This is a genomic window from Kitasatospora sp. MAP5-34 (assembly GCF_029894335.1).
In the GTDB taxonomy this organism is placed as follows: Bacteria; Actinomycetota; Actinomycetes; order Streptomycetales; family Streptomycetaceae; genus Kitasatospora.
This window is the reverse complement of sequence record NZ_JARXZC010000002.1, coordinates 95,894-116,323: the sequence shown is the minus strand read 5'-3', so window position 1 is coordinate 116,323 and position 20,430 is coordinate 95,894. Positions and strand designations below refer to the sequence as shown.

Annotated in this window: 19 protein-coding genes; 11 read left to right on the top strand and 8 right to left on the bottom strand. The window is 71.1% G+C overall.

Going from position 1 to position 20,430, the window contains the following annotated elements:
* Nucleotides 1–282: 282 nt before the first annotated feature.
* Together P3T29_RS02525 and P3T29_RS02520 are read right to left on the bottom strand one after the other, a co-directional pair.
* The gene (locus tag P3T29_RS02525) at nucleotides 283–741 is read right to left on the bottom strand and encodes a peroxiredoxin (protein ID WP_280714549.1); all 459 of its coding nucleotides are present in this window, start codon (nucleotides 739–741) and stop codon (nucleotides 283–285) included.
* A gap of 276 nt (nucleotides 742–1,017) precedes the next feature.
* Nucleotides 1,018–1,455, bottom strand: a complete 438-nt coding sequence (locus P3T29_RS02520) for a DUF3052 domain-containing protein (protein WP_280714548.1) — start codon at nucleotides 1,453–1,455, stop codon at nucleotides 1,018–1,020.
* Nucleotides 1,456–2,036: 581 nt separating this feature from the next.
* Between P3T29_RS02520 and aceE the strand changes: the two genes are divergently transcribed.
* Together aceE and P3T29_RS02510 are read left to right on the top strand one after the other, a co-directional pair.
* Nucleotides 2,037–4,787: a pyruvate dehydrogenase (acetyl-transferring), homodimeric type gene (gene aceE, locus P3T29_RS02515; protein WP_280714547.1), complete on the top strand. Its 2,751-nt coding sequence runs from the start codon at nucleotides 2,037–2,039 to the stop codon at nucleotides 4,785–4,787.
* A gap of 160 nt (nucleotides 4,788–4,947) precedes the next feature.
* Entirely contained in the window at nucleotides 4,948–5,124 is a 177-nt protein-coding gene (locus P3T29_RS02510; RefSeq protein ID WP_280714546.1) for a hypothetical protein, read from the top strand.
* On the opposite strand, the gene P3T29_RS02505 is transcribed toward P3T29_RS02510, so the two are convergent.
* Complete coding sequence (locus P3T29_RS02505; RefSeq protein WP_280714545.1) at nucleotides 5,117–6,853, bottom strand: serine/threonine-protein kinase; 1,737 nt, start codon at nucleotides 6,851–6,853, stop codon at nucleotides 5,117–5,119. The two genes, P3T29_RS02510 and P3T29_RS02505, sit on opposite strands and share 8 nt — an antisense overlap.
* 270 nt (nucleotides 6,854–7,123) lie before the next feature.
* Between P3T29_RS02505 and P3T29_RS02500 the strand changes: the two genes are divergently transcribed.
* Nucleotides 7,124–7,810, top strand: coding sequence for a TetR family transcriptional regulator (locus tag P3T29_RS02500; protein ID WP_280714544.1), 687 nt, complete (start codon nucleotides 7,124–7,126; stop codon nucleotides 7,808–7,810).
* 231 nt (nucleotides 7,811–8,041) lie between these two features.
* Nucleotides 8,042–9,232, top strand: coding sequence for an alpha/beta hydrolase (locus P3T29_RS02495; protein WP_280714543.1), 1,191 nt, complete (start codon nucleotides 8,042–8,044; stop codon nucleotides 9,230–9,232).
* A 20-nt stretch (nucleotides 9,233–9,252) separates the two neighbouring features.
* On the opposite strand, the gene P3T29_RS02490 is transcribed toward P3T29_RS02495, so the two are convergent.
* The gene (locus P3T29_RS02490) at nucleotides 9,253–10,227 is read right to left on the bottom strand and encodes a WYL domain-containing protein (RefSeq protein WP_280714542.1); all 975 of its coding nucleotides are present in this window, start codon (nucleotides 10,225–10,227) and stop codon (nucleotides 9,253–9,255) included.
* 92 nt (nucleotides 10,228–10,319) lie between these two features.
* Between P3T29_RS02490 and P3T29_RS02485 the strand changes: the two genes are divergently transcribed.
* Nucleotides 10,320–10,898, top strand: coding sequence for a TIGR03086 family metal-binding protein (locus P3T29_RS02485; protein ID WP_280714541.1), 579 nt, complete (start codon nucleotides 10,320–10,322; stop codon nucleotides 10,896–10,898).
* A 45-nt stretch (nucleotides 10,899–10,943) separates the two neighbouring features.
* Here P3T29_RS02485 and P3T29_RS02480 read toward each other — a convergent pair whose 3' ends face one another.
* Nucleotides 10,944–11,948: an aldo/keto reductase gene (locus P3T29_RS02480; protein ID WP_280714540.1), complete on the bottom strand. Its 1,005-nt coding sequence runs from the start codon at nucleotides 11,946–11,948 to the stop codon at nucleotides 10,944–10,946.
* On the bottom strand, nucleotides 11,945–12,445 hold the full coding sequence (locus tag P3T29_RS02475) for a MerR family transcriptional regulator (RefSeq protein WP_280714539.1): 501 nt from the start codon (nucleotides 12,443–12,445) through the stop codon (nucleotides 11,945–11,947). Before P3T29_RS02475 ends, P3T29_RS02480 begins: the two co-directional genes overlap by 4 nt.
* Nucleotides 12,446–12,552: 107 nt before the next feature.
* On the opposite strand from P3T29_RS02475, the gene P3T29_RS02470 reads away from it, so the two are divergent.
* Nucleotides 12,553–13,386 (top strand): serine hydrolase domain-containing protein, encoded by an 834-nt coding sequence (locus tag P3T29_RS02470; protein WP_280714538.1) that lies wholly within the window; start codon nucleotides 12,553–12,555, stop codon nucleotides 13,384–13,386.
* Nucleotides 13,387–13,409: 23 nt separating this feature from the next.
* Here the strand turns inward: P3T29_RS02470 and P3T29_RS02465 are convergent, their stop codons facing one another.
* Nucleotides 13,410–14,186: a pirin family protein gene (locus P3T29_RS02465; protein WP_280714537.1), complete on the bottom strand. Its 777-nt coding sequence runs from the start codon at nucleotides 14,184–14,186 to the stop codon at nucleotides 13,410–13,412.
* Nucleotides 14,187–14,499: 313 nt separating this feature from the next.
* Between P3T29_RS02465 and P3T29_RS02460 the strand changes: the two genes are divergently transcribed.
* From P3T29_RS02460 to P3T29_RS02440, 5 genes are all read left to right on the top strand, one after another.
* The gene (locus tag P3T29_RS02460; protein ID WP_280714767.1) at nucleotides 14,500–15,630 is read left to right on the top strand and encodes a helix-turn-helix domain-containing protein; all 1,131 of its coding nucleotides are present in this window, start codon (nucleotides 14,500–14,502) and stop codon (nucleotides 15,628–15,630) included.
* 90 nt (nucleotides 15,631–15,720) lie between these two features.
* Entirely contained in the window at nucleotides 15,721–16,665 is a 945-nt protein-coding gene (locus tag P3T29_RS02455; RefSeq protein WP_280714536.1) for an ACP S-malonyltransferase, read from the top strand.
* The gene (locus P3T29_RS02450; protein WP_280714535.1) at nucleotides 16,662–17,723 is read left to right on the top strand and encodes a beta-ketoacyl-ACP synthase III; all 1,062 of its coding nucleotides are present in this window, start codon (nucleotides 16,662–16,664) and stop codon (nucleotides 17,721–17,723) included. The genes P3T29_RS02455 and P3T29_RS02450 overlap by 4 nt, the downstream gene beginning before the upstream one ends.
* Nucleotides 17,724–17,834: 111 nt before the next feature.
* A complete protein-coding gene (locus P3T29_RS02445; protein WP_280714534.1) occupies nucleotides 17,835–18,083 on the top strand; it encodes an acyl carrier protein in 249 nt (82 codons plus the stop codon).
* 142 nt (nucleotides 18,084–18,225) lie between these two features.
* The gene (locus P3T29_RS02440; protein ID WP_280714533.1) at nucleotides 18,226–19,494 is read left to right on the top strand and encodes a beta-ketoacyl-[acyl-carrier-protein] synthase family protein; all 1,269 of its coding nucleotides are present in this window, start codon (nucleotides 18,226–18,228) and stop codon (nucleotides 19,492–19,494) included.
* Nucleotides 19,495–19,588: 94 nt separating this feature from the next.
* On the opposite strand, the gene P3T29_RS02435 is transcribed toward P3T29_RS02440, so the two are convergent.
* Nucleotides 19,589–20,083 carry a DUF3145 domain-containing protein gene (locus P3T29_RS02435; RefSeq protein WP_280714766.1) on the bottom strand — a complete coding sequence of 165 codons (495 nt, stop codon included), beginning with the start codon at nucleotides 20,081–20,083 and terminating at the stop codon, nucleotides 19,589–19,591.
* Between the last annotated feature and the right edge of the window lie 347 nt (nucleotides 20,084–20,430).

The following is a 20,430-nucleotide window of genomic DNA, read 5'->3' as shown; positions in this document are numbered from 1 at the left end:
CGGTCCCAGTCGCCCGTCTGCTCGAAAGGCGGAAATTCGGACGACTGTCTCCTGACAACGGCCCGATCGTAGTACCGGGTTCCCTGGTTCGACTGTGACTCGGCCCGGCGTGGCCGCAACTCGTCGAGCGATGTCGACCGATGTCGGCAGGACATCAGCAGACGCCGACCGGCGTCGATCAGTCAGCGTCGATCAGTCAGCCTCGATCAGTCGGCGTCGATCAGCAAGGAGTCACGGCCAGGCCGGGCCGGGGATGCCCCACGGGGGCGGTCAGGGCACCGCTCAGAGCGCGTCGACCGCCGCGAGGTACGCCTGCTCGTCGCGGGCGTCCGGCAGGCCGTTGACGATCGACCAGCGCACCACGCCGGTCTTGTCGATCACGAAGGTGCCGCGCACCGCGCAGCCCTTCTCCTCGTCGAAGACGCCGTACGCCTTGGCGACGTCGCCGTGCGGCCAGAAGTCGGAGAGCAGCGGGTACGCCAGGTTCTCCTGCTCGGCGAAGACCCGGAGGGTGAACGGCGAGTCGACGGAGACGGCGAGCACCTGGACGCTGTCGTTCTGCAGGCGCGGCAGCTCCTTCTGGATCGCGCACACCTCGCCCGTGCAGACGCCGGTGAAGGCGAACGGGTAGAAGACCAGGACGACGTTCTTCTCGCCCTGGAAGTCGGAGAGCTTGACCAGCTCGCCGTGCTGGTTCTTCAGCTCGAAGTCCGGAGCCTGGGTGCCGACCTCGATGGCCATGGTGGGACCTTCCTGAACGGGTGCAAACGGGTACAAGGGATGCCGGGGCTCACGCTGCAGCCACGCGGCTAACGGCATCCTTGCATCCGTTCGGGGTGATTCCGCCGAACGGGTGAGACCGGCGGCGGCCGACCACCCGGATTTCGCCCTGGGTGAACAGGCCGACCGGCGTCACCTACAGGTAGACCCGGGGAAATGACCGGACCCCGCTGGAGAATGCTCCAGCGGGGTCCGGCCCGAGGTCCGGGGGAAAGCCCGAGGTCCGGGGAGAGAAAGTCAGCGCTTGCCGGTCTTCGCCGCCTTCGGGGAAGCCAGGCGAGTGCCCATCCAGTCCTTGGCGAGGGACGCCGAGCTGGTCTGGGCAAGGCCGGCGGTGCTGGCCGCATCGGCGATCTCATGCGCCTCGACGTGCCCGTCACGGCCCGTCTTGGGGGTCAGCAGCCACACCAGGCCGCCGTCCGCCAGGTACTCCAAGGCGTCGACGAGGGAGTCGGTGAGATCCCCGTCGTCTTCGCGGTGCCACAGCAGGACGGCGTCGGCGACGTCGTCGTAGTCCTCGTCGACGAGTTCGGTGCCAGTGACCTCCTCGATGCCCTCGCGGAGCTCCTGGTCACAGTCTTCGTCGTACCCGAGCTCCTGGACGATCTGGCCCTCTGCGAAGCCGAGACGGTGCGCCGGGTTGGACTTGTCCGCGGGGTCCGCGGTCGCGCTCACGGGAATAACCTCCAGTATTCGGCTCGGCATCCATGCCGAGTCTGTGGCCGTAGTCCACACGGGACGGGCGGTTCGCGCAAGTACCCGCCCCCCGATCCCACCCAAAGGTTGACGTCCCACACCGGGACACGCCGATGGATGTGTCAGGAATCACACCGATTTGCCCTTTTCCGTACGTCCCCATGATGCTGCACGGGCCGACCGGCCGGGCAGTCGTCCGGGAGGTACCGGCAGTGACGGTTCACGGACCGTACGCCCGACCGAGCACCTGACCGAGATGCGAACGGCATTCGGGCTACACCTCCCGGCGGGCGTAGAGTCTCCTGTTGGCCCTCACCTCGACCGGCCGCCATCGGACGGTCGAGAGCCTGAAAAACCTCAGGTACAGGTCGGACCACCTCTTCGTAACACCCGGTGGTGAGCGGACGGCAGAGTTGCCCGAAGCGCGCCATCCTGCCGGGCCATCCAGTGGAATCCCAGTGGGCGGAACGGTTACCCATCGGTAGAGATGACGGATCTCCGAGTTGCGGTACACGATGGAGGCGGCGCGACACACCTCAGACCGACAGTGAAGGAACAGCGTGGCTTCCGGATCCGATCGCAACCCGATCATCATTGGCGGCCTTCCGAGTCAGGTCCCGGACTTCGATCCCGAGGAGACCGCGGAATGGCTGGAGTCGCTCGACGCGGCCATCGACGAGCGGGGGCGTGAGCGCGCCCGTTACCTGATGCTCCGCCTGATCGAGCGCGCCCGCGAGAAGCGTGTCGCCGTGCCCGAGATGCGCAGCACGGACTACGTCAACACCATCGCCACCAAGGACGAGCCGTTCTTCCCCGGTAACGAGGAGATCGAGCGCAAGGTCCTCAACGCGACCCGCTGGAACGCGGCCGTGATGGTGTCCCGGGCGCAGCGCCCGGGGATCGGTGTCGGTGGCCACATCGCCACCTTCGCCTCGTCCGCGTCGCTGTACGACGTGGGCTTCAACTACTTCTTCCGGGGCAAGGACGCGGACGGCGAGTCCGGCGACCAGATCTTCTTCCAGGGCCACGCCTCCCCCGGCATCTACGCCCGCGCCTTCCTGCTGGACCGACTGAGCGAGCGCCAGCTCGACTCGTTCCGCCAGGAGAAGTCGAAGGCGCCGTACGGTCTCTCGAGCTACCCGCACCCCCGGCTGATGCCGGACTTCTGGGAGTTCCCGACCGTCTCGATGGGCCTCGGCCCGCTCGGCGCGATCTACCAGGCCCGGATGAACCGGTACCTGGAGCACCGGGGCATCAAGGACACCTCCGACTCGCACGTGTACGCCTTCCTCGGCGACGGCGAGATGGACGAGCCCGAGTCGCTCGGCCAGCTGTCCCTGGCGGCCCGCGAGGGCCTGGACAACCTGACCTTCGTGGTCAACTGCAACCTGCAGCGCCTCGACGGCCCGGTCCGTGGCAACGGCAAGATCATCCAGGAGCTGGAGTCGCAGTTCCGCGGCGCCGGCTGGAACGTCATCAAGCTGATCTGGGACCGCAGCTGGGACCCGCTGCTCGCCCAGGACCGCGACGGCATCCTGGTCAACAAGCTGAACTCGACCCCGGACGGCCAGTTCCAGACGTACGCCACCGAGTCCGGTGCGTACATCCGGGACCACTTCTTCGGTGGCGACCTGCGGCTGCGCCAGATGGTCGAGTCGATGACCGACCACCAGATCCAGCACCTGGGCCGTGGCGGTCACGACCACGCCAAGGTCTACGCGGCGTACAAGGCGGCCCGCGAGCACAAGGGCCAGCCGACGGTGATCCTCGCCCAGACCGTCAAGGGCTGGACGCTCGGCCCGAACTTCGAGGGCCGCAACGCGACCCACCAGATGAAGAAGCTGACGACCGAGGACCTCAAGCGCTTCCGCGACCGGCTGCACCTGCCGATCACGGACAAGCAGCTCGACGAGGGCTACCCGCCCTACTACCACCCGGGCAAGGACTCCGAAGAGATCCAGTACATGCACGACCGCCGCAAGGAGCTGGGCGGCTACATGCCGACCCGCAAGGTGCGGCCGCGCATGCTGGAACTCCCGGGCGACGACGCCTACAAGGCGGTCAAGAAGGGTTCCGGCAACCAGACCATCGCCACCACCATGGCGTTCGTCCGGGTGCTCAAGGACCTGATGCGGGACAAGGGCATCGGCAACCGGTTCGTGCCGATCGCGCCCGACGAGTACCGCACCTTCGGCATGGACTCGCTCTTCCCGTCGGCGAAGATCTACAACCCGCTCGGCCAGACCTACGAGTCGGTCGACCGTGATCTGCTGCTCGCCTACAAGGAGTCGCCGACCGGCCAGATGCTGCACGACGGCATCTCCGAGGCCGGCTGCACCGCCTCGCTGATCGCCGCCGGTTCGTCGTACGCGACGCACGGCGAGCCGCTGATCCCGGTCTACGTCTTCTACTCGATGTTCGGGTTCCAGCGCACCGGTGACCAGTTCTGGCAGATGGCCGACCAGCTCGCGCGCGGCTTCGTGATCGGCGCGACCGCCGGTCGTACGACGCTGACGGGTGAGGGTCTGCAGCACGCCGACGGCCACTCGCAGCTGCTCGCCTCGACCAACCCGGGCGTCGTCGCGTACGACCCCGCGTACGGGTTCGAGATCGCGCACATCATGCAGGACGGCATCAAGCGGATGTACGGCGCCACGGCCGAGCACCCGCACGGCGAGGACGTCTTCTACTACATGACGGTCTACAACGAGCCGATCCGGATGCCGGCCGAGCCCGAGAACGTCGACGTCGAGGGCATCCTCAAGGGTCTGCACAAGTACGCGCCGGCCACGGCGGGTCAGATCAAGGCCCAGATCCTCGCCTCGGGTGTGGCGGTGCCGTGGGCCCTGGAGGCCCAGCGCATCCTCGCCGAGGAGTGGAACGTGGCGGCCGACGTCTGGTCGGCGACCTCCTGGAACGAGCTGCGCCGCGACGCGGTGGAGGTCGAGGAGTTCAACCTGCTGCACCCGGAGGAGCCGCAGCGCGTCCCGTACGTGACGTCCAAGCTCCAGGGTTCGGAGGGTCCGTTCGTCGCCGTGTCCGACTGGATGCGCGCGGTGCCGGACCAGATCTCCCGCTGGGTGCCGGGTGCCTGGCAGTCGCTGGGTGCGGACGGGTTCGGCTTCGCCGACACCCGTGGCGCTGCCCGTCGCTTCTTCCACATCGACGCGCAGTCGGTGGTCCTGGGTGTGCTCACCGAGCTTGCCAAGCAGGGCAAGGTCGAGCGGCACGCGCTGAAGGAGGCGATCGACCGCTACCAGCTGCTGGACGTGGCCGCCGCCGACCCGGGCGCTGCGGGCGGCGAAGCCTGATCAGCCTGTAAACACTGAGGGCCGGACTCCTTCTCTGGGGTCCGGCCCTCGGGCTTTCGGGGAGTCCCCGCGCCCGGTAGGAGCAGTCCGGCAGGACAGGCCCGGGCGGCGAACGGATGATTTCGGGTACGTAGCATCCCTCGTACGACTGGAGGAGACCATGCGGGACGAGATCATCGCGCGGGCCGGGTTCCTGCTCCGGGACCTGCACCTGCCACCGGTGGACGCGCAGCTGCGGCTCAAGGACTACTTCCCCGATCTCGAGCTGGAGGAGCGGGTCCGGTACGTCCGGGAGGCCCGGGAGCTGGCGCAGGGGGCGGCGGCCGAGCTCAGCTGACGGTGAAGGTGCCCAGTACGGTGCTGAACTGCTGCTGGGCCGTCGGCCAGTCCTGGGCCGGCGAGCCGACGTAGATCGCGTACTCGGTGCCGTTCACGGCGATGAAGGCCTGGTCGGCGGCGTGCCGGGGCCCGAGCCCGGAGTCGGTCCAGGTGAACTCCCAGAGGGCGCCGTCGCGGCCCTGGTAGGTGTCGGCCTGCAGGGTGATCCGGGAGTAGTCGGGCAGCGTGCCGACGGTCTGTTCCAGCTGGAGGAAGTGCGACTGCGAGCTCTGCGTCGCGCCGGGCGTCAGGCCGAAGCGGAGCAGGTGCACGCCGCCGTCCGGCGAGTAGTCGATCTGCCCGTTCGTCACACTGCGCGTCCAGCCCTGGGGCACCGCGAAGCGGAACCCGGCCGGGTCGTCGGTCCAGCTGTAGCCGGCGGGGGCCGCCGTGACGGTCTGCGTCGCGGCAGGAGCGGGGGGTGGGGTCGGGGTCGGCGTGGGGGTGGGGGTCTGCGTCGGGGTCGACGCGGGGGTCGGGGTCGGGGTCGGGGTCGCTGTCACGGTGACCGGTGCGGGGCTGCCGCTCTGGAGTGGGGCGGTGACGGTCGCCGGGGTGCCCTTGTGCGAGTTGCTGTTGACCACTGCGAAGACGACCCCGCCGACCAGCAGCACGCCCAGCACGGCGGCGACCAGCACCAGCCAGGTCCGCCGCCTTCCGTCGTCCCCGGCCCCGGCCTGGAACGGCACCGGCGTCGGCGTGGACGGCGGGCCCGACGGCGGGCCCTGCGGTGGCCCCGAGAGCGGTACTGGTACCGGCAGCGGGGTCGGCGGGGTCGAGCGGGTCGGGGTGGCGGAGAGCCCTGCGTCGGCCGCCTCCGTCGGGGCGTGCAGCGCCGTGCCGGAGGTCCGGGCGGTGGCCACCTCCTGGAGCAGGGCCAGCGCCTGACCCGCCGTCGGCCGCTCCGCCGGGTCCTTGCGCAGCAGTGCCTCGATGACCGGCGTGAGCAGGCCCGCGTTCCGGGGCGGCGGCAGCGGGTCGGTGATCACGGCCTGCAGGGTGCTCATGGTCGTCGTCCGGTGGAACGGCGACTGTCCCTCCACCGCCGCGTACAGCGTCGCCCCCAACGACCACAGGTCGGACTCGGGCCCGGGCCGGTGGCCCATGACCCGCTCGGGGGCGATGTAGTCGGGCGAGCCGACGATGTCACCGGTCCGCGTGAGGCCGGGCGAGCCCTCCAGCATCGCGATGCCGAAGTCGGTGAGCACCACCCGCCCGCCGCGCTCCAGCAGCACGTTGGCGGGTTTGACGTCCCGGTGCAGTACGCCGAGCCGGTGGGCCGCATCCAGCGCCGACACCACCTGTGCCCCGACCCGGGCCGCGTCGCGCGGCAGCAGGGTGCCCTCGGTGGCGACCACTTCGGCGAGCGAGCGCCCGTCGATCAGCTCCATCACGATCCACGGCCGGCCGTCCTGCTCCAGCACATCGTGGACGGTGATCACGCTCGGATGCTTGACCCGCGCCGCCGCCCTGGCCTCCTGCTGCATCCGGGAGTGCAACCCCGGCAGCTCGGAATCCGGCACACCGCTGACGCTGAGCTCCTTCACCGCGACCTCGCGGTCCAGCATCTGGTCCCGGGCCAGCCAGACCGTCCCCATGCCGCCACTGCCGAGGCTCGCCCCCAGCAGGTACCGCCCGGCGAGCAGCCGTCCGCCCTCCGGAGGCACCTCGTCGTCGTGTGAGCTCATGGGTGTTCCCGCAATCTGTGCGGCGGCCTGATCTCTGTTTCAAGTCTTGCGCCGCCCACCCCCGGCTGCGACCGGGGTGAACTCGGCGAGGTGATTCGGGGGCGGCACCCCGGCCCACCCGTCCCCACGAGTCCTCCGGCCCGGCGGGCGCCACCCCATCCCGAACTTATGACAGTCTCTGCCATTAGACAATCACTGACTTCTGCCAATGGCTGACATATGTCAGACCGCTATCGTGGTGACCATCACCTGACGTCGGAAGGCTCCCCCATGGCCGTGCAGCTCACGGACACCACCCAGCCCGACCAGGTGCTCGGCCTGCGCGAACGCAAGAAGCGGCGCACCCGGGACGCCCTGGTCGAAGCCGCCCACCAGCTCTTCCTGGAACAGGGCTACGCCCGCACCACCGTGGACGAGATCGCCGCCGCCGTGGACGTCTCGCAGCGGACCTTCTTCCGGTACTTCGCCAACAAGGACGAGGTCGCGCTCGCGATCCTGGCCGACGCCGAGGACCACTTCGTGGCCAACCTCCGCGAGCGCCCCGCCGACGAGAACCCCCTGCGGGCCCTGCGCCGCGCCATCGTCCTGACCTGGCGCGAACTCGGCACCGCCCGGCACGACCGGCCGAGCAGCATCACGGCGGCGCTGGAGCTGATCCAGCTGATCGAGAGCACCCCCACCCTGCTCGCCGCCCACCTGCGCCGGATCACCGAGCAGGAACAGATCGTCGCCGGCATCCTCGCCGAGCGCGAGGGCCTGGACCCCGCCACCGACCTGCGTCCCCGGGTGATGGCGGCCGTCTTCGGCGGCGTCCTGCGCTCGGCACACCTGTCCTGGAGCGCGGAGAACGAGAGCACGGAGACGGAGAACTCGGGCTCCGAGGCCATGATCAACCTGATCGAGCGTCACTTCGACCAGCTCGGCCCCGCCCTCGCGGGCGACTGGCACGGCCGGTAGGAGCGATCAGCGGATGCTCTGACCAGCCGATCAGCCGCCGGTACGGCAGCGCGCCATACGACGGGCGGGCGCCCGGCGAGCCCGATTGGACGTGTGAGGCTTCCCACAGTTTAGACTCTGCACACCCCCTGCTCGGAGCCCCTACGCTGGCTGACGAGTAGTAGGTAGGCGGTCGTACCACCATCGGGCCCCGCCCGCTGTGAAGGTCAAGGGTCCGAGGGAGTTGGCGCCATGCAGCGCAGGCGGGTCAAGCGCATCCTGATAGGGGCCTTCGCGGCCTCCGCGGTACTGGTGGACGCCGGCTCGGCCGCCGCCCAGGCCGCCGCCGCCAACGAGCAGGTCGCCATCACCACCCCGCCGGCCGGCAGCGCCGCCTGGGTCGGGGACCACTCGCTCGGCCGGGCGCTCCCCGACCCGGCCACCGCCGACGCCAGGACCGTCGCCGCCTTCTTCGCCTCGCTCACCCCCGAGCAGACCACCCGGCTGATCGCCGAGTACCCGCTCGTCGTCGGCAACCTCGACGGCGCGCCCGTCGCGCTGCGCTACCAGGCCAACCGGCTCGCCATCGCCGCCGAGAGCGACCGCTCGCGGGCCCGGGCCAACGACCCGAAACTCGACGCCGACACCCGCGCGCTGGCACTGTCCCGCGCCAACGACACCAACGCCCTGCTCGACAAGGGCCGCCAGATCCTGGCCTTCGACCCGCGCGGGCGCGGCCTGGTCAGCGAGGTGTACGGCGATCTCGGCAGCGCCCAGCGGGTCGCCGTCCTGGTCCCCGGCTCGGACGCCGACCTGGCCCGCTTCGACCGGTCCGTCGACCCGCTGCGCTCCCCCGCCGGGATGGCCCGCGCGCTGGTCGCCGAGGAACACCGGCAGGCCCCGGGCAGCCACACCGCCGTCATCGCCTGGACGGGGTACGTCACCCCGTCCGGCCTCGGCCCGGACGCCGCGACCTCCCGGCTCGCCGATGCCGCGGCACCCCGTCTGGAGCGCCTGCTCGACGGACTGGCCGTGACCAGCAGCCCGGACTCCCCGCCGGCCCTGTTCTGCCACAGCTACGGCTCGGTGGTCTGCGGCGTGGCCGCCCCGAAGATCCACGACGGCGCGGCCACCACCGACATGGTCGTCTTCGGCAGCCCCGGCATGGGAGTCCAGGACGCCGCCGAGCTGGGCAACGGCGTCCAGGTCTGGGCGACGCGCAACCCCACCGACTGGATCGCCAACGTCCCGTACCTCGAGGTGGGTGGCCTCGGCCACGGCGCCGACCCGACCGGCGCGGACTTCGGCGCGCAGCAGGTCTCCTCCGCCGGGGCGGCCGGCCACACCGGCTACCTGGCCGCCAACACCGCCAGCCTGCACAACTTCGGCTCCATCGCGCTCGGCGACTACCAGAACGTCAGCCACCCGCCGACCACCGGCTGAACCGGCAGCGCCCGCACCCGTCAGCGTGCCGGGTCGGCCGCTCCGTAGAGGTCGGCGATCCCGGCTGCGACGCGGGCCAGTTCGGCCCGGGCCTGCGGTGGTGAGAGCACCTCCAGGTCGGTGCCGTAGGGCAGCAGCATACGGACCGCGCCGAGCGCCTCGAACCCGAACTCCAGCTCTGCCCAGTCACCTTCGGCGGGTTTCGGTGGCGCCACCAGCAGCCCCGAATGAATCCGCAGGACCAGGTCGAGCCGCTCGCGGCGCACCCGCGCCACCACCCGGACCGCCACCGGCCGCCGTTCGACCTGCTCGCGCAGCACCGCCCAGACCTCGGCCAGGCCGAGCCCGGCCCGGCGGCGTACCGGTTCGTCCTCGGTCACGGCCGCCAGCACCCGCTCCACCCGGAACAGCCTCGGCTCGGCGACCAGATCCGCCACCAGGTACCAGACGCCCGCCTTGCTCACCAGCCCGTACGGGTCGACGGTGTACTCGCGCGGCGCGGCCGAGCCGCTGTGCCGGTAACGCAGCGCCAACCGCCGGTCGGTGAGCACGGCCCGCTGCAGTTCGGCCAGGTCGACCGCGCCGGCCGGTACCATCCGCTGCCAGCGGGCCGGGTCCACCAGGATGCGTTCACTGGTCAATTCGGCGGCCGGGCGGTGCGGGGCGGGCAGCGCGGCCATCACCTTGCGCAGCGCCGGACCGATCGCGCCGCCCAGCCCGAGCGCGTCGTGCGCGCCCTGTGAGGAGAGCACGAAGAGCGCGCGGGCCTCGTCGCTCGTCAGCCCGGTGACATCGGTGCGGTAGCCCGGCAGCAGGTTGATCCCGCCGTGCCGCCCGCGCTCGGCCCAGACCGGCACCCCCGCCGCCGACAGCGCGTCGACGTCCCGGTAGACCGTGCGGACGGAGACCTCCAACCGCTCGGCGAGCTCGGCCGCCGGGACCTGCCCCCGGGTCTGGAGCAGCAGCAGGATCGAGAGCAAACGGTCGGCTTTCACCACGTCAGGTTAAACCTGACAGTAGATGTCAGGTATCCCGGGCAGAGTGCTCCTCGTAAGGAACCACCGCACGCAGCCGAGGAGTTAACCCCATGGACGCCACCACCGACCTCCGCCCGCTCTACCGGCGCGCCCTCGGCCAACTGGAGAAGCTGGTCGTCACCATCACCCCCAACCAGCTCGAACTGCCCACCCCCTGCGATGAGTTCGACGTACGGGCACTGCTGAGCCACACCGTCGGCGGGATCCACCGGGCCTCGTACGTCGGCGAGGGCGGCTACGCCCTGGACGTCCCCGCCCTGGTCGGCGAGACCGCCGACGACGCCTGGCCGGCCGTACTCGGCCGGGCCGGCGCCCGGATGACCGCCGCCTGGGCGGACGACGCGACGCTGGACCGCCTGGCGGTCGTGCCGTGGGGCGAGGTGCCCGGCCGCGCCGCACTGGGCGGCTACTTCATGGAACTGGTCACCCACACCTGGGACCTGGCCCGGGCGACCGACACCGCCGCCACCACCCTGGACGACGAACTCGCCCACGTCGCACTGGCGTTCGCCGAGTACGCGCTGCCCGCCGAGCGACGCGGCCCGGGGGTCCCGTTCGGCCTCGTCCGCCCGGCCCCGGCCGACGCCGACGCCTACACCCGCCTGGCCGCCTGGCTCGGCCGGGCGTAGCTATTCGGGGGCGCGGGGGAGAGCCCCGCGCCCCCAAGCGAAACGCTACTCCCGACCCGCCGAGGTGAAGGTCATGTCGGCGTAGCGGTTGCCGGCGACCTGGGCCGCGATCGGCTCCAGTTCGGCGAGTTCCTCGGTGGTGAGCCGCAGGGTGGCCGCTGCGGTGTTCTCGGCCAGCCGGGTGCGCTTGCGGGTGCCGGGGATCGGGACGACCGTCAGGCCGTGGACCTCGGCGCGCTGCTGGACCCAGGCGAGTGCGACCTGCGCGGCGCTGACGCCCCTGCCTGCGGCGATCTTCTGGATCGGGGCCACCAGGGCGGCGTTCCGGGCCGCGTTGGGGCCGCTGAACTGCGGGTGGTGACGGCGGTAGTCGTCCTTGCTCAGCTCCTCGGCGGCGGTGAACGCGCCGGTGAGGAAGCCGCGCCCGAGCGGCGAGTACGGCACGAAGGCGACGCCGAGTTCGGCGGCGGCCGGGACGGCCGTCCGCTCGACGTCCCGGGAGAAGATCGACCACTCGGACTGCAGGGCGGCGATCGGGTGCACGGCGTACGCCTCGCGCAGCTCGTCACCGGTCACCTCGGAGAGCCCGAGGTGCCGCACCTTGCCGGCCCGGACCAGCTCCGCCATCGCCCCGACCGAGTCGGCGAGCGGGACGGCGGGGTCGCGTCGGTGCATGTAGTAGACGTCGATGACGTCCACGCCGAGGCGGCGCAGCGAGGCGTCCACGGCGGTCCGGACGTACGCCGGGTCGTTGTTGAAACCCCGGTAGCTGATGTCGTCCGCGCGGCGCTCGATGCCGAACTTGGTGGCCAGCACGACCTGGTCGCGATTGGCCCGGACGAACGGGCCGATCAGCTCCTCGTTCGCGCCGGAGCCGTACACGTCGGCGGTGTCGAAGAGGGTGACTCCGAGCTCCAGGGCGGAGTCCAGCGTCGCCAGCGCCTCGGCGGCGTCGGTGGGGCCGTAGAACTCGCTCATGCCCATGCAGCCGAGGCCCTGGATGCCGACGGTGGGGCCGTTGGTGCCGAGAACGGTGGTGGGGAGGCTCATGCGCTCTTCCTGTCTGTTCCGATACGTGCGGGAGTACGGGTTTGCGGGGTGCGGGTGTCGGCCTTGTGGGAGTACAGGTCGATCTTGTAGTCGAGGACGGCGAGGGTCGCATGCAGATCGGCGATCTTCTGCCGGACTTCCTCGCGGTGGGCGACCAGCAGGTCGCGCCGGTCGTCGTAGGTGTGCTCGCCGGCCCGGACCAGCTCCACATAGCGGAGCATGTCGGCGACCGGCATGCCGGTCAGCCGCAGCCGTCCGAGGAAGGCGAGCCGGGCCAGGTCGGCGTCGCTGTAGCGGCGCTGGCCGGAGTGCGAGCGGTCGACCGCGTCGAGCAGACCGATCCGCTCGTACCAGCGGAGGGTGTGGGCGGTCAGCCCGCTCGCGGCGGAGACCTCGCCGATGCTGTGCCGGGGGTTCCGGTCCGCGTCGGCGGTCGCCGTGTTGAAGGCCTCGCTGCAGCTCAGCAGATCAAGGCGGATCGGTGCGAGCGTTGCCATCGTGTAACTCCCGGTTCTCGGCGACGAATGAAAAGTTACAGAGTTAGAGCGCACTCCAAGCAAGCCTGCCACTCCGGCACCGCCGGGTGAGTCGTTAGAGTCGGCGCATGCAGAGCTTGCGGATGATCGAGGACTGGCCGGTGCCCAACGCGGCGGCTGCGGTGGTACGGGGTGCGGACGGCGCGCTGCTGGGCGAGAACGGGCCGCAGGAGCGGCTGTTCCCGCTGGCGTCGGTGACCAAGCTGCTCAGCGCGTACACCGTGCTGGTCGCGGTCGAGGAGGGCGTGTTCGAGCTGGACGACCCGGCGGGCCCGGAGGGGTCGACGGTGCGGCACCTGCTGGCGCACACCTCGGGGCTGGCCTTCGACGAGCGCCGGGTGATGGCCGCGCCCGGCACCCGGCGGCTTTACTCGAACGCCGGGTTCGACGTACTGGCCGAGGCGCTCACCGCAGCCTCCGGCATCCACTTCGCGCAGTACGCGGCGGAGGCGGTGTTCGAACCGCTCGGGATGCGGGCGACGCTGCTCAACACCGCGCACCGCTCCCCCGCCGGCGCGGGCGGGCTCTCCACGGTGGCCGACCTCGCGCGGTTCGCCGCCGAGCTGCAGGCGCCCAAGCTGCTGGACCCGTCCACGGTGCACACCGCCACCCGCGAGGTCGCCTTCCCCGGACTCAGCGGCGTACTGCCCGGCTTCGGCCACCGCCGCCCCAACGACTGGGGCCTCGGCTTCGAGATCCGCGGCGACAAGTCCCCGCACTGGACGGGCACCACCAACTCACCCGAGACCTTCGGCCACTTCGGCCAGTCCGGCACCTTCCTCTGGGTGGACCCGGTGGCGGACGCGGCCTGCATCGCCCTCACCGACCGCGACTTCGGCCCGTGGGCCGCAGAGGCCTGGCCGGCCTTCACCGACGCAGTGCTCGACGAACTCCGCAGCTGACGGTCGCCCCCGCGTGGTTGCCCTCAGCCGAAGAGGACCGGCGAGTGCATCTCCCAGAGCAGCAGCTCCGCCCCCGCCGCCCCCGCCGTGGGGTCGGCGAACGCGGGGCCGGTGACGCGGACGCTGTCACCGGGGTCCATCGACCGGCCGCTGCCGTGCGGGCCCGGCACGGTGCGGTAGCCGAGCGAACCGGCCGTCAGGTGCAGGTAGCGGTAAGGGGCCTGCGGCAGTTCGGGCAGCGGTTGCCAGGGTTCGGCCGTGACCAGGTACAGCGCCGCGTCGCTGCGGCGCAGCCGTAGCGCGGTGGTCCCGGCGTCGCGGTCCAACCCCGAGGCCAGCAGGGTGAGTCCGTCGGCCGACGGCTCGACCTTGCGCAGCCCGTACGCGGGCGGTGCGTCGAAGGTGTCCGGCTGCAGCCACATCTGGACGAACCGCACCGGCACCTCCGCGCCGCCCGCGTTGCGCTCCGTGTGGGTGACACCGGTGCCGGCGCCGAGGTGCTGGATCATGCCCGGGCGGACGATGCCCGCGTGGCCGTCGCTGTCGCGGTGGGCGAGTGCGCCCTCGACCACCCAGGTGAGGATCTCGGTGTCCCGGTGCTTGTGCTCGTCGTAGCCGGCGCCGGGCTCGAGCAGCTCCTCGTTGCAGGCCAGCAGGGCTCCGAAGTGGGTGTTCTTCGGGTCGTAGTGGCCTGCGAAGGAGAACGCGTGCCGGGTGTCGATGCCTTCGACAGGGGCGGAGCGGTAGCGCTCGGCGGCGCGGCGGAGGTCGGCTCGGGGGCGGGCGGGTAGGTCGGTCACGGCTCCCACCGTATCGGGTGCGGCAGTCGGTGTGACCTGGGCCACCCGGCCGATCCGGTGGGGCCGTGCGCGAGCACCCGCCGCCGTGAGGCAGTCTTGTCCTGTGCCAGCCGCTTCAGCGAATTCCGACAAGAAGACCGCAGCCAAGAGGACCGCCGCCAAGAAGGCGGCGCCGGCCGAGGCCGCGCCCGCCAACCCTGCGGACGGCAAGACGCCCGACACACCACGCCCCGCCCGGCGCGGCCGCCTCACGGCCCAGGAACGCAGACTCACCACCGAGCGGGCCGAACTCCGCGCCGCGACCCTCAAACGGCTGGAGAAGTCCTCGGGCAAGCTCGCGACCAACGCGATCGCCCGGATGGACGACCAGTTGGGCTGGTACCGGCGGATGCCGCCGGAGCACCGCTCCTGGATCGGGCTGGTCGCGCAGGCCGGTATCGCCGCCTTCACCGAGTGGTACCGCCACCCGGAGGCGCCGCAGGCGATCAGCACGGACGTGTTCGGCACCGCGCCGCGCGAGCTGACCAGGGCCATCACCCTGCGGCAGACCGTCGAGCTGATCCGCACCACCATCGAGGTGATGGAGGAGGCCATCGAGGAGGTGGCCGCCCCCGGTGACGAGGCCGGGATGCGCGAATCGGTGCTGGTCTACGCCCGCGAGATCGCCTTCGCGACCGCCCAGGTCTATGCCCAGGCCGCCGAGGCACGCGGCGCCTGGGACGCCCGGCTGGAGGCGCTGGTCGTCAACAGCCTGCTCTCCGGCGACGCCGACGAGGGAGTGCTCTCCCGGGCCGCCGCGCTGGGCTGGGGTCAGCCGAGCAAGGTGCTGGTCATCATGGGCAGCGCCCCGGACGGGGACAGCGAGCTGGTGGTGGAGGCGATCCGACGGGCCTCCCGGTACGCCAAACTCCACGTCCTCACCGGTGTGTTGGGCAAACGGCTGGTGGTCGTGGTGGGCGGCGACAAGGAGCCCGTGCACGCCGCCCGGGCACTGATCGGCCAGTTCGCCCCCGGCCCGGTGGTGGTCGGCCCGACCGTCGGTGACCTGCTGTCGGCGACCAGGTCCGCGCATGCCGCCGCAGCCGGCCTGAAGGCGTGCGCCGCCTGGCCGGACGCCCCCCGCCCGGTGGCGGCGGACGATCTGCTGCCCGAGCGCGCCCTCGCGGGCGACCAGGCCGCCCGGCGGCAGCTGGTGGAGGAGATCTACACACCGCTCGACGAGGCCGGATCGGCACTCCTGGAGACGCTGAGCGTCTACCTGGAACAGGCCTCCTCGCTGGAGGGTGCCGCCCGGATGCTCTTTGTCCATCCGAACACCGTGCGCTACCGGCTCAGACGTGTGACTGACGTCACGGGCTATGCTCCCTCCGACGTGCGTTCGGCCTTCACCCTGCGCATCGCCCTTGCGCTGGGCCGTCTCGGCTCGGGCGTCGAACACGGGTGACCAGGCTGTAGGGACTCCACAAACCGAGGTGCTTTTCTTCGTTACCGTCGCCTACCCGCCCACGGGCGCCCGGCGAGAGAGGGTTGAACCGTGCTCGTAATCGTTGCCCCTGGACAGGGTGCCCAGACTCCCGGCTTCCTCAGCTCCTGGCTGGAGCTGCCCGGCGTGGACGACCGGCTGCAGCGCTGGTCCGCCGTCGCCGGGCTCGACCTTGTCCGCTTCGGCACCGAGGGCACCGAGGAGGAGATCAAGGACACCGCCGTCGCCCAGCCGCTGCTGGTCGCCGCGGGCCTGCTCACCGCCCGTGCCCTGTTCGGTGACGAGGCCGAAGCCCGCAAGCTGGTCGGCGCCGTCGCCGGGCACAGCGTCGGCGAGATCACCGCTGCCGCCTGCGCCGGTGTGCTCGACGCGCACGACGCGCTCACCTTTGTCCGCGAGCGCAGCCTGGCGATGGCCGACGCCGCCGCCCTCACCCCGACCGGGATGGCCGCCCTGCTGGGCGGGGATCCGGAGCTCGTCGCGGCCAAGCTCGCCGAACACGGCCTGACGGCGGCGAACAACAACGGTGGCGGCCAGATCGTCGCGGCCGGCACCCTGGACCAGCTGGCAGCACTGCGGGCCGACCCGCCGGCCGGCAGCCGGGTGATCCCGCTGAAGGTCGCCGGCGCGTTCCACACCGAGCACATGGCTCCGGGCGTCGAACGGCTCGCCAAGCTGGCGCCGAGCCTGAAGGTCGCCGACCCGCAGGTCGCGTACGTCTCGAACCGGGACGGCGAGGTCGTCGACTCCGGTGCCGAGGTGCTGGCCCGCCTGGTGTCGCAGGTCTCCAACCCGGTCCGCTGGGACCTGTGCATGGAGACGCTGCAGCAGCTGGGTGCCACCGCAGTGATCGAGCTGGCTCCGGCCGGCACCCTCACCGGCCTGGTCAAGCGCAACCTCAAGGGTGTCGCGACGCTCGCCCTCAAGGCCCCCGCCGACCTCGACAAGGCGCGAGCGCTGGTCGAGGAGCACGGCGGTCAGGAGCGACTCGGATGAGCAACCCTGAGACCGGCGTCGCCCCGACCGGGCCGGCGCAGATCCGTCCCACGGTCGGCGCCGCGTACTCGCGGATCCACGGCGTGGGCGGCTACCGACCCGTCCGGGTGATCCCGAACTCCGAGGTGCTGAACTGGATCGACTCCTCGGACGAGTGGATCCGGACCCGCAGCGGCATCGCCGAGCGTCGCTGGGCGGGCCCGGAGGAGACCGTCGCCGAGATGTCGGTGCAGGCCGCCGGCAAGGCGATCGCGCAGGCCGGGATCGCCCCCGAGCTGATCGGCGGCGTGATCGTCGCGACGGTCTCGCACCTCAAGCAGACGCCGGCCATCGCCACCGAGATCGCCCAGCGGCTCGGCTGCGGCACCGCCCCGGCCTTCGACATCTCGGCGGCGTGCGCGGGCTTCGGCTACGGCCTGAGCCTGGCGGACGGTATGGTGCGCGGCGGCAGCGCCGAGTACGTGCTCGTGATCGGCGTGGAACGGCTCAGCGACCTCACCGATGTGACGGACCGTTCGACGGCCTTCATCTTCGGCGACGGCGCGGGCGCCGCCATCGTCGGCCCGTCCGACACCCCCGGTATCGGCAAGGTGATCTGGGGCTCGGACGGTTCGCAGAAGGACGTCATCTCGCAGACCCAGGCGTGGGACACCGCGTTCGCCAAGGAGGACGCCGTCAACGGCGTCGGCGCCCAGGTGAAGTGGCCCGCGCTCCGGATGGAGGGCCAGGCGGTCTTCCGTTGGGCCGTCTGGGAGATGGCGAAGGTGGCCCAGCAGGCGCTGGACGCCGCCGGTGTGACCGCCGACCAGCTCGGCGCGTTCATCCCGCACCAGGCGAACATGCGCATCACCGATGCCATGATCAAGAAGCTGCAGCTGCCCGACTCGGTACCCGTCGCCCGCGACATCACCGAGACCGGCAACACCTCGGCGGCCTCCATCCCACTGGCGATGGAGCGCATGTTGGAGAGCGGCGAGGCGAGGAGCGGAGACCTCGCCTTGATCATCGGCTTCGGGGCGGGTCTGGTCTACGCCGCAACAGTCGTTACTCTCCCCTAGGCGTCACCGCCTGTATGACCACCGTGTCCCGCACCCGCGGGCGCGGGACAGAAAACCTGCCGACTGCCCACCCGGGCAGTGGGCGACCCACAGTGAAGAGGAGCAGCCACTATGGCTACCAAGGCAGAGGTCCTGGAAGGTCTCGCTGAGATCGTCAACGAGATCGCCGGTATCCCGGCCGAGGACGTCGAGCTCGACAAGTCCTTCACCGATGACCTGGACGTCGACTCGCTGTCCATGGTCGAGGTCGTCGTGGCCGCCGAGGAGCGCTTCGAGGTGAAGATCCCGGACGACGAGGTCAAGAACCTGAAGACCGTCGGCGACGCCGTGGACTTCATCCTCGCCAACGCCGACGTCTGACAGTCCGCGTCGACAACTCGTCGGTCCCCGTGACCGACCGGTCCGGCCGGGGGGCGTTCCGCTCCCCGGCCGACCACCCCCACCACTTCGTACTCTCGGCTTCCGCCGCCACTCCCTGCCACACGTGAAAGAAGAAGAACCAGTGACCGCTGAAAATCGCACCGTGGTCGTCACAGGTATCGGCGCCTTCACGCCGCTGGGCGGCGACGCCGCCTCGTTCTGGGAGGGCCTGCTCGTCGGCCGTTCCGGCGTGGGCACGCTGACCGAGGAGTGGGCCGCCGACCTGCCCGTCCGGATCGCCGCCCGAGTGGCCGTGGAACCGGGCGAGATCCTGCCGCGCCCGCTGACCCGCAAGCTGGACCGCTCGGCGCAGTTCGCGCTGATCGCCGCCCGCGAGGCCTGGGCCGACGCCGGTTTCGAGACCCCCGCCACCGACGAGTCCTCCAAGCTCGCCCCCGAGCGGCTGGGCGCCGTGATCGCGTCCGGCATCGGCGGCGTCACGACGCTTCTCGACCAGTACGACGTACTGCGGGAGAAGGGCGTCCGCAAGGTCTCCCCGCACACCGTCCCGATGCTGATGCCCAACTCCCCGGCGGCCAACGTCGGTCTGGAGGTCGGCGCCCGCGCGGGTGTGCACACCCCCGTCTCCGCCTGCGCCTCCGGCGCCGAGGCGATCGGCTACGCGATCGAGATGATCCGCACCGGCCGCGCCGACGTGGTGATCGCCGGTGGCACCGAGGCGGCCATCCACCCGCTGCCGATCGTGGCCTTCGCCAACATGATGGCGATGTCCAAGAAGAACGACGAGCCCCAGCGCGCCTCCCGCCCGTACGACAAGGGCCGTGACGGCTTCGTCCTCGGCGAGGGTGCCGGCGTGGTCGTGCTGGAGTCGGCCGAGCACGCCGCCGCGCGCGGTGTCCGGGTCTACTGCGAGGCGGTGGGCCAGGGCCTCTCCTCGGACGCCCACCACATCGCCCAGCCCGAGCCGACCGGCGCGGGCATCGCACGGGCCATCGCGCACCTCTTCGAGTACAACGACCTCGACAAGGCCGAGGTCGTCCACCTCAACGCGCACGCCACCTCGACCCCGCAGGGCGATGTCGCGGAGCTGAAGGCCCTGCGCAAGGAGCTCGGCGAGCACGTCGAGCACATCGCGATCTCGGCCACCAAGTCGATGACCGGCCACCTGCTGGGCGGCGCCGGCGGCATCGAGACCGTCGCCACCGTGCTGGCCCTGTACAACCGCCTCGCCCCGCCGACCATCAACCTCGACGACCTGGACGACGATGTGGACGGCGACGTCGTACGCGGCGAGCCCCGCAAGCTCCCGCAGGAGGGCCGGATCGCGGCCCTGAACAACTCGTTCGGCTTCGGCGGCCACAACGTGGTGCTGGCCTTCCGCACCGTCTAGTCATAACAAGGGGCGCGAGGAACTGCGCGAATCCGGAAGGCCACAACCCGCAGCCTCCCGCTTCGCAAAGCCCCTCGCGCCCCTTGTTCTGTGCTCAGACCACTTGGTGAAGCCACCGCACCGGCGCGCCCTCGCCCGCATAGCGGAAGGGCTCGAGTTCGTCGTCCCAGGGCTTGCCGAGCAGGCGGGCCAGGTCGGCCTCCAGGTCGCTGCCCTCGGTCTTGGCGCGGAGCAGCACGGCCCGCAGCCGGTCCTCGGGGATCAGGATGTCGCCGTGCATGCCGGTGACGGCGTGGAAGATCCCGAGCGACGGCGTGCTGCTGTAGCGCTCGCCCTCGGCCGTCGGGCAGGGCTCGCTGGTGACCTCGTAGCGCATCAACTGCCAGCCGCGCAGGGCGGAGGCGAGCTTCGAGGCCGTGCCGGGCTCGCCCTGCCAGGAGAGCTCGGACCGCCAGTGGCCGGGCGCGGCCGGCTGGCGGATCCAGTCGAGGCTGACCCGCACGCCGAGCACGCCCGCCACCGCCCACTCGACGTGCGGGCACAGCGCGCGGGGCGCGGAGTGGATGTACAGGACACCACGTGTCGTCACCGGGACCTCCAGGCTGTGGACGAGGGTCGCCTTCCCCAGCTGCCTCGTACCCATTGCCGGTCGTGTCCTGCTGTCTGACTACCCAGTGCCCCGATGGGACCCAACTCATTCGAGATTAGGTCATCAAGTTGAGCAAAACGGACAAGCTTTCACCCCATGCTAGTCGGATCCCGGGCAGGGTCCACCCCTCATCCGGATCTCTCCCCCGAACGGCCGCATCCGGGACGGACCTGGGGACGGACCGGGGGCGGCTCCAGGACGAATCCACCGTAGCGCCCACGCCAGTGGGCCACATGACGGTCCGTCGGAAAGGCCGGAAATTCACCTCCGTACGCGCCCGTACGCGA

What these genes read in the sequence shown, in the direction of transcription:
- P3T29_RS02475 (WP_280714539.1), bottom strand. Translation starts at nt 12,445, where the DNA reads ATGGCAACGCTCGCACCGATCCGCCTTGATCTGCTGAGCTGCAGCGAG.
- P3T29_RS02505 (WP_280714545.1), bottom strand. Translation starts at nt 6,853, where the DNA reads ATGAGCTCACACGACGACGAGGTGCCTCCGGAGGGCGGACGGCTGCTC.
- P3T29_RS02525 (WP_280714549.1), bottom strand. Translation starts at nt 741, where the DNA reads ATGGCCATCGAGGTCGGCACCCAGGCTCCGGACTTCGAGCTGAAGAAC.
- P3T29_RS02470 (WP_280714538.1), top strand. Translation starts at nt 12,553, where the DNA reads ATGCAGAGCTTGCGGATGATCGAGGACTGGCCGGTGCCCAACGCGGCG.
- P3T29_RS02445 (WP_280714534.1), top strand. Translation starts at nt 17,835, where the DNA reads ATGGCTACCAAGGCAGAGGTCCTGGAAGGTCTCGCTGAGATCGTCAAC.
- P3T29_RS02510 (WP_280714546.1), top strand. Translation starts at nt 4,948, where the DNA reads ATGCGGGACGAGATCATCGCGCGGGCCGGGTTCCTGCTCCGGGACCTG.
- P3T29_RS02480 (WP_280714540.1), bottom strand. Translation starts at nt 11,948, where the DNA reads ATGAGCCTCCCCACCACCGTTCTCGGCACCAACGGCCCCACCGTCGGC.
- P3T29_RS02500 (WP_280714544.1), top strand. Translation starts at nt 7,124, where the DNA reads ATGGCCGTGCAGCTCACGGACACCACCCAGCCCGACCAGGTGCTCGGC.
- P3T29_RS02450 (WP_280714535.1), top strand. Translation starts at nt 16,662, where the DNA reads ATGAGCAACCCTGAGACCGGCGTCGCCCCGACCGGGCCGGCGCAGATC.
- P3T29_RS02495 (WP_280714543.1), top strand. Translation starts at nt 8,042, where the DNA reads ATGCAGCGCAGGCGGGTCAAGCGCATCCTGATAGGGGCCTTCGCGGCC.
- P3T29_RS02485 (WP_280714541.1), top strand. Translation starts at nt 10,320, where the DNA reads ATGGACGCCACCACCGACCTCCGCCCGCTCTACCGGCGCGCCCTCGGC.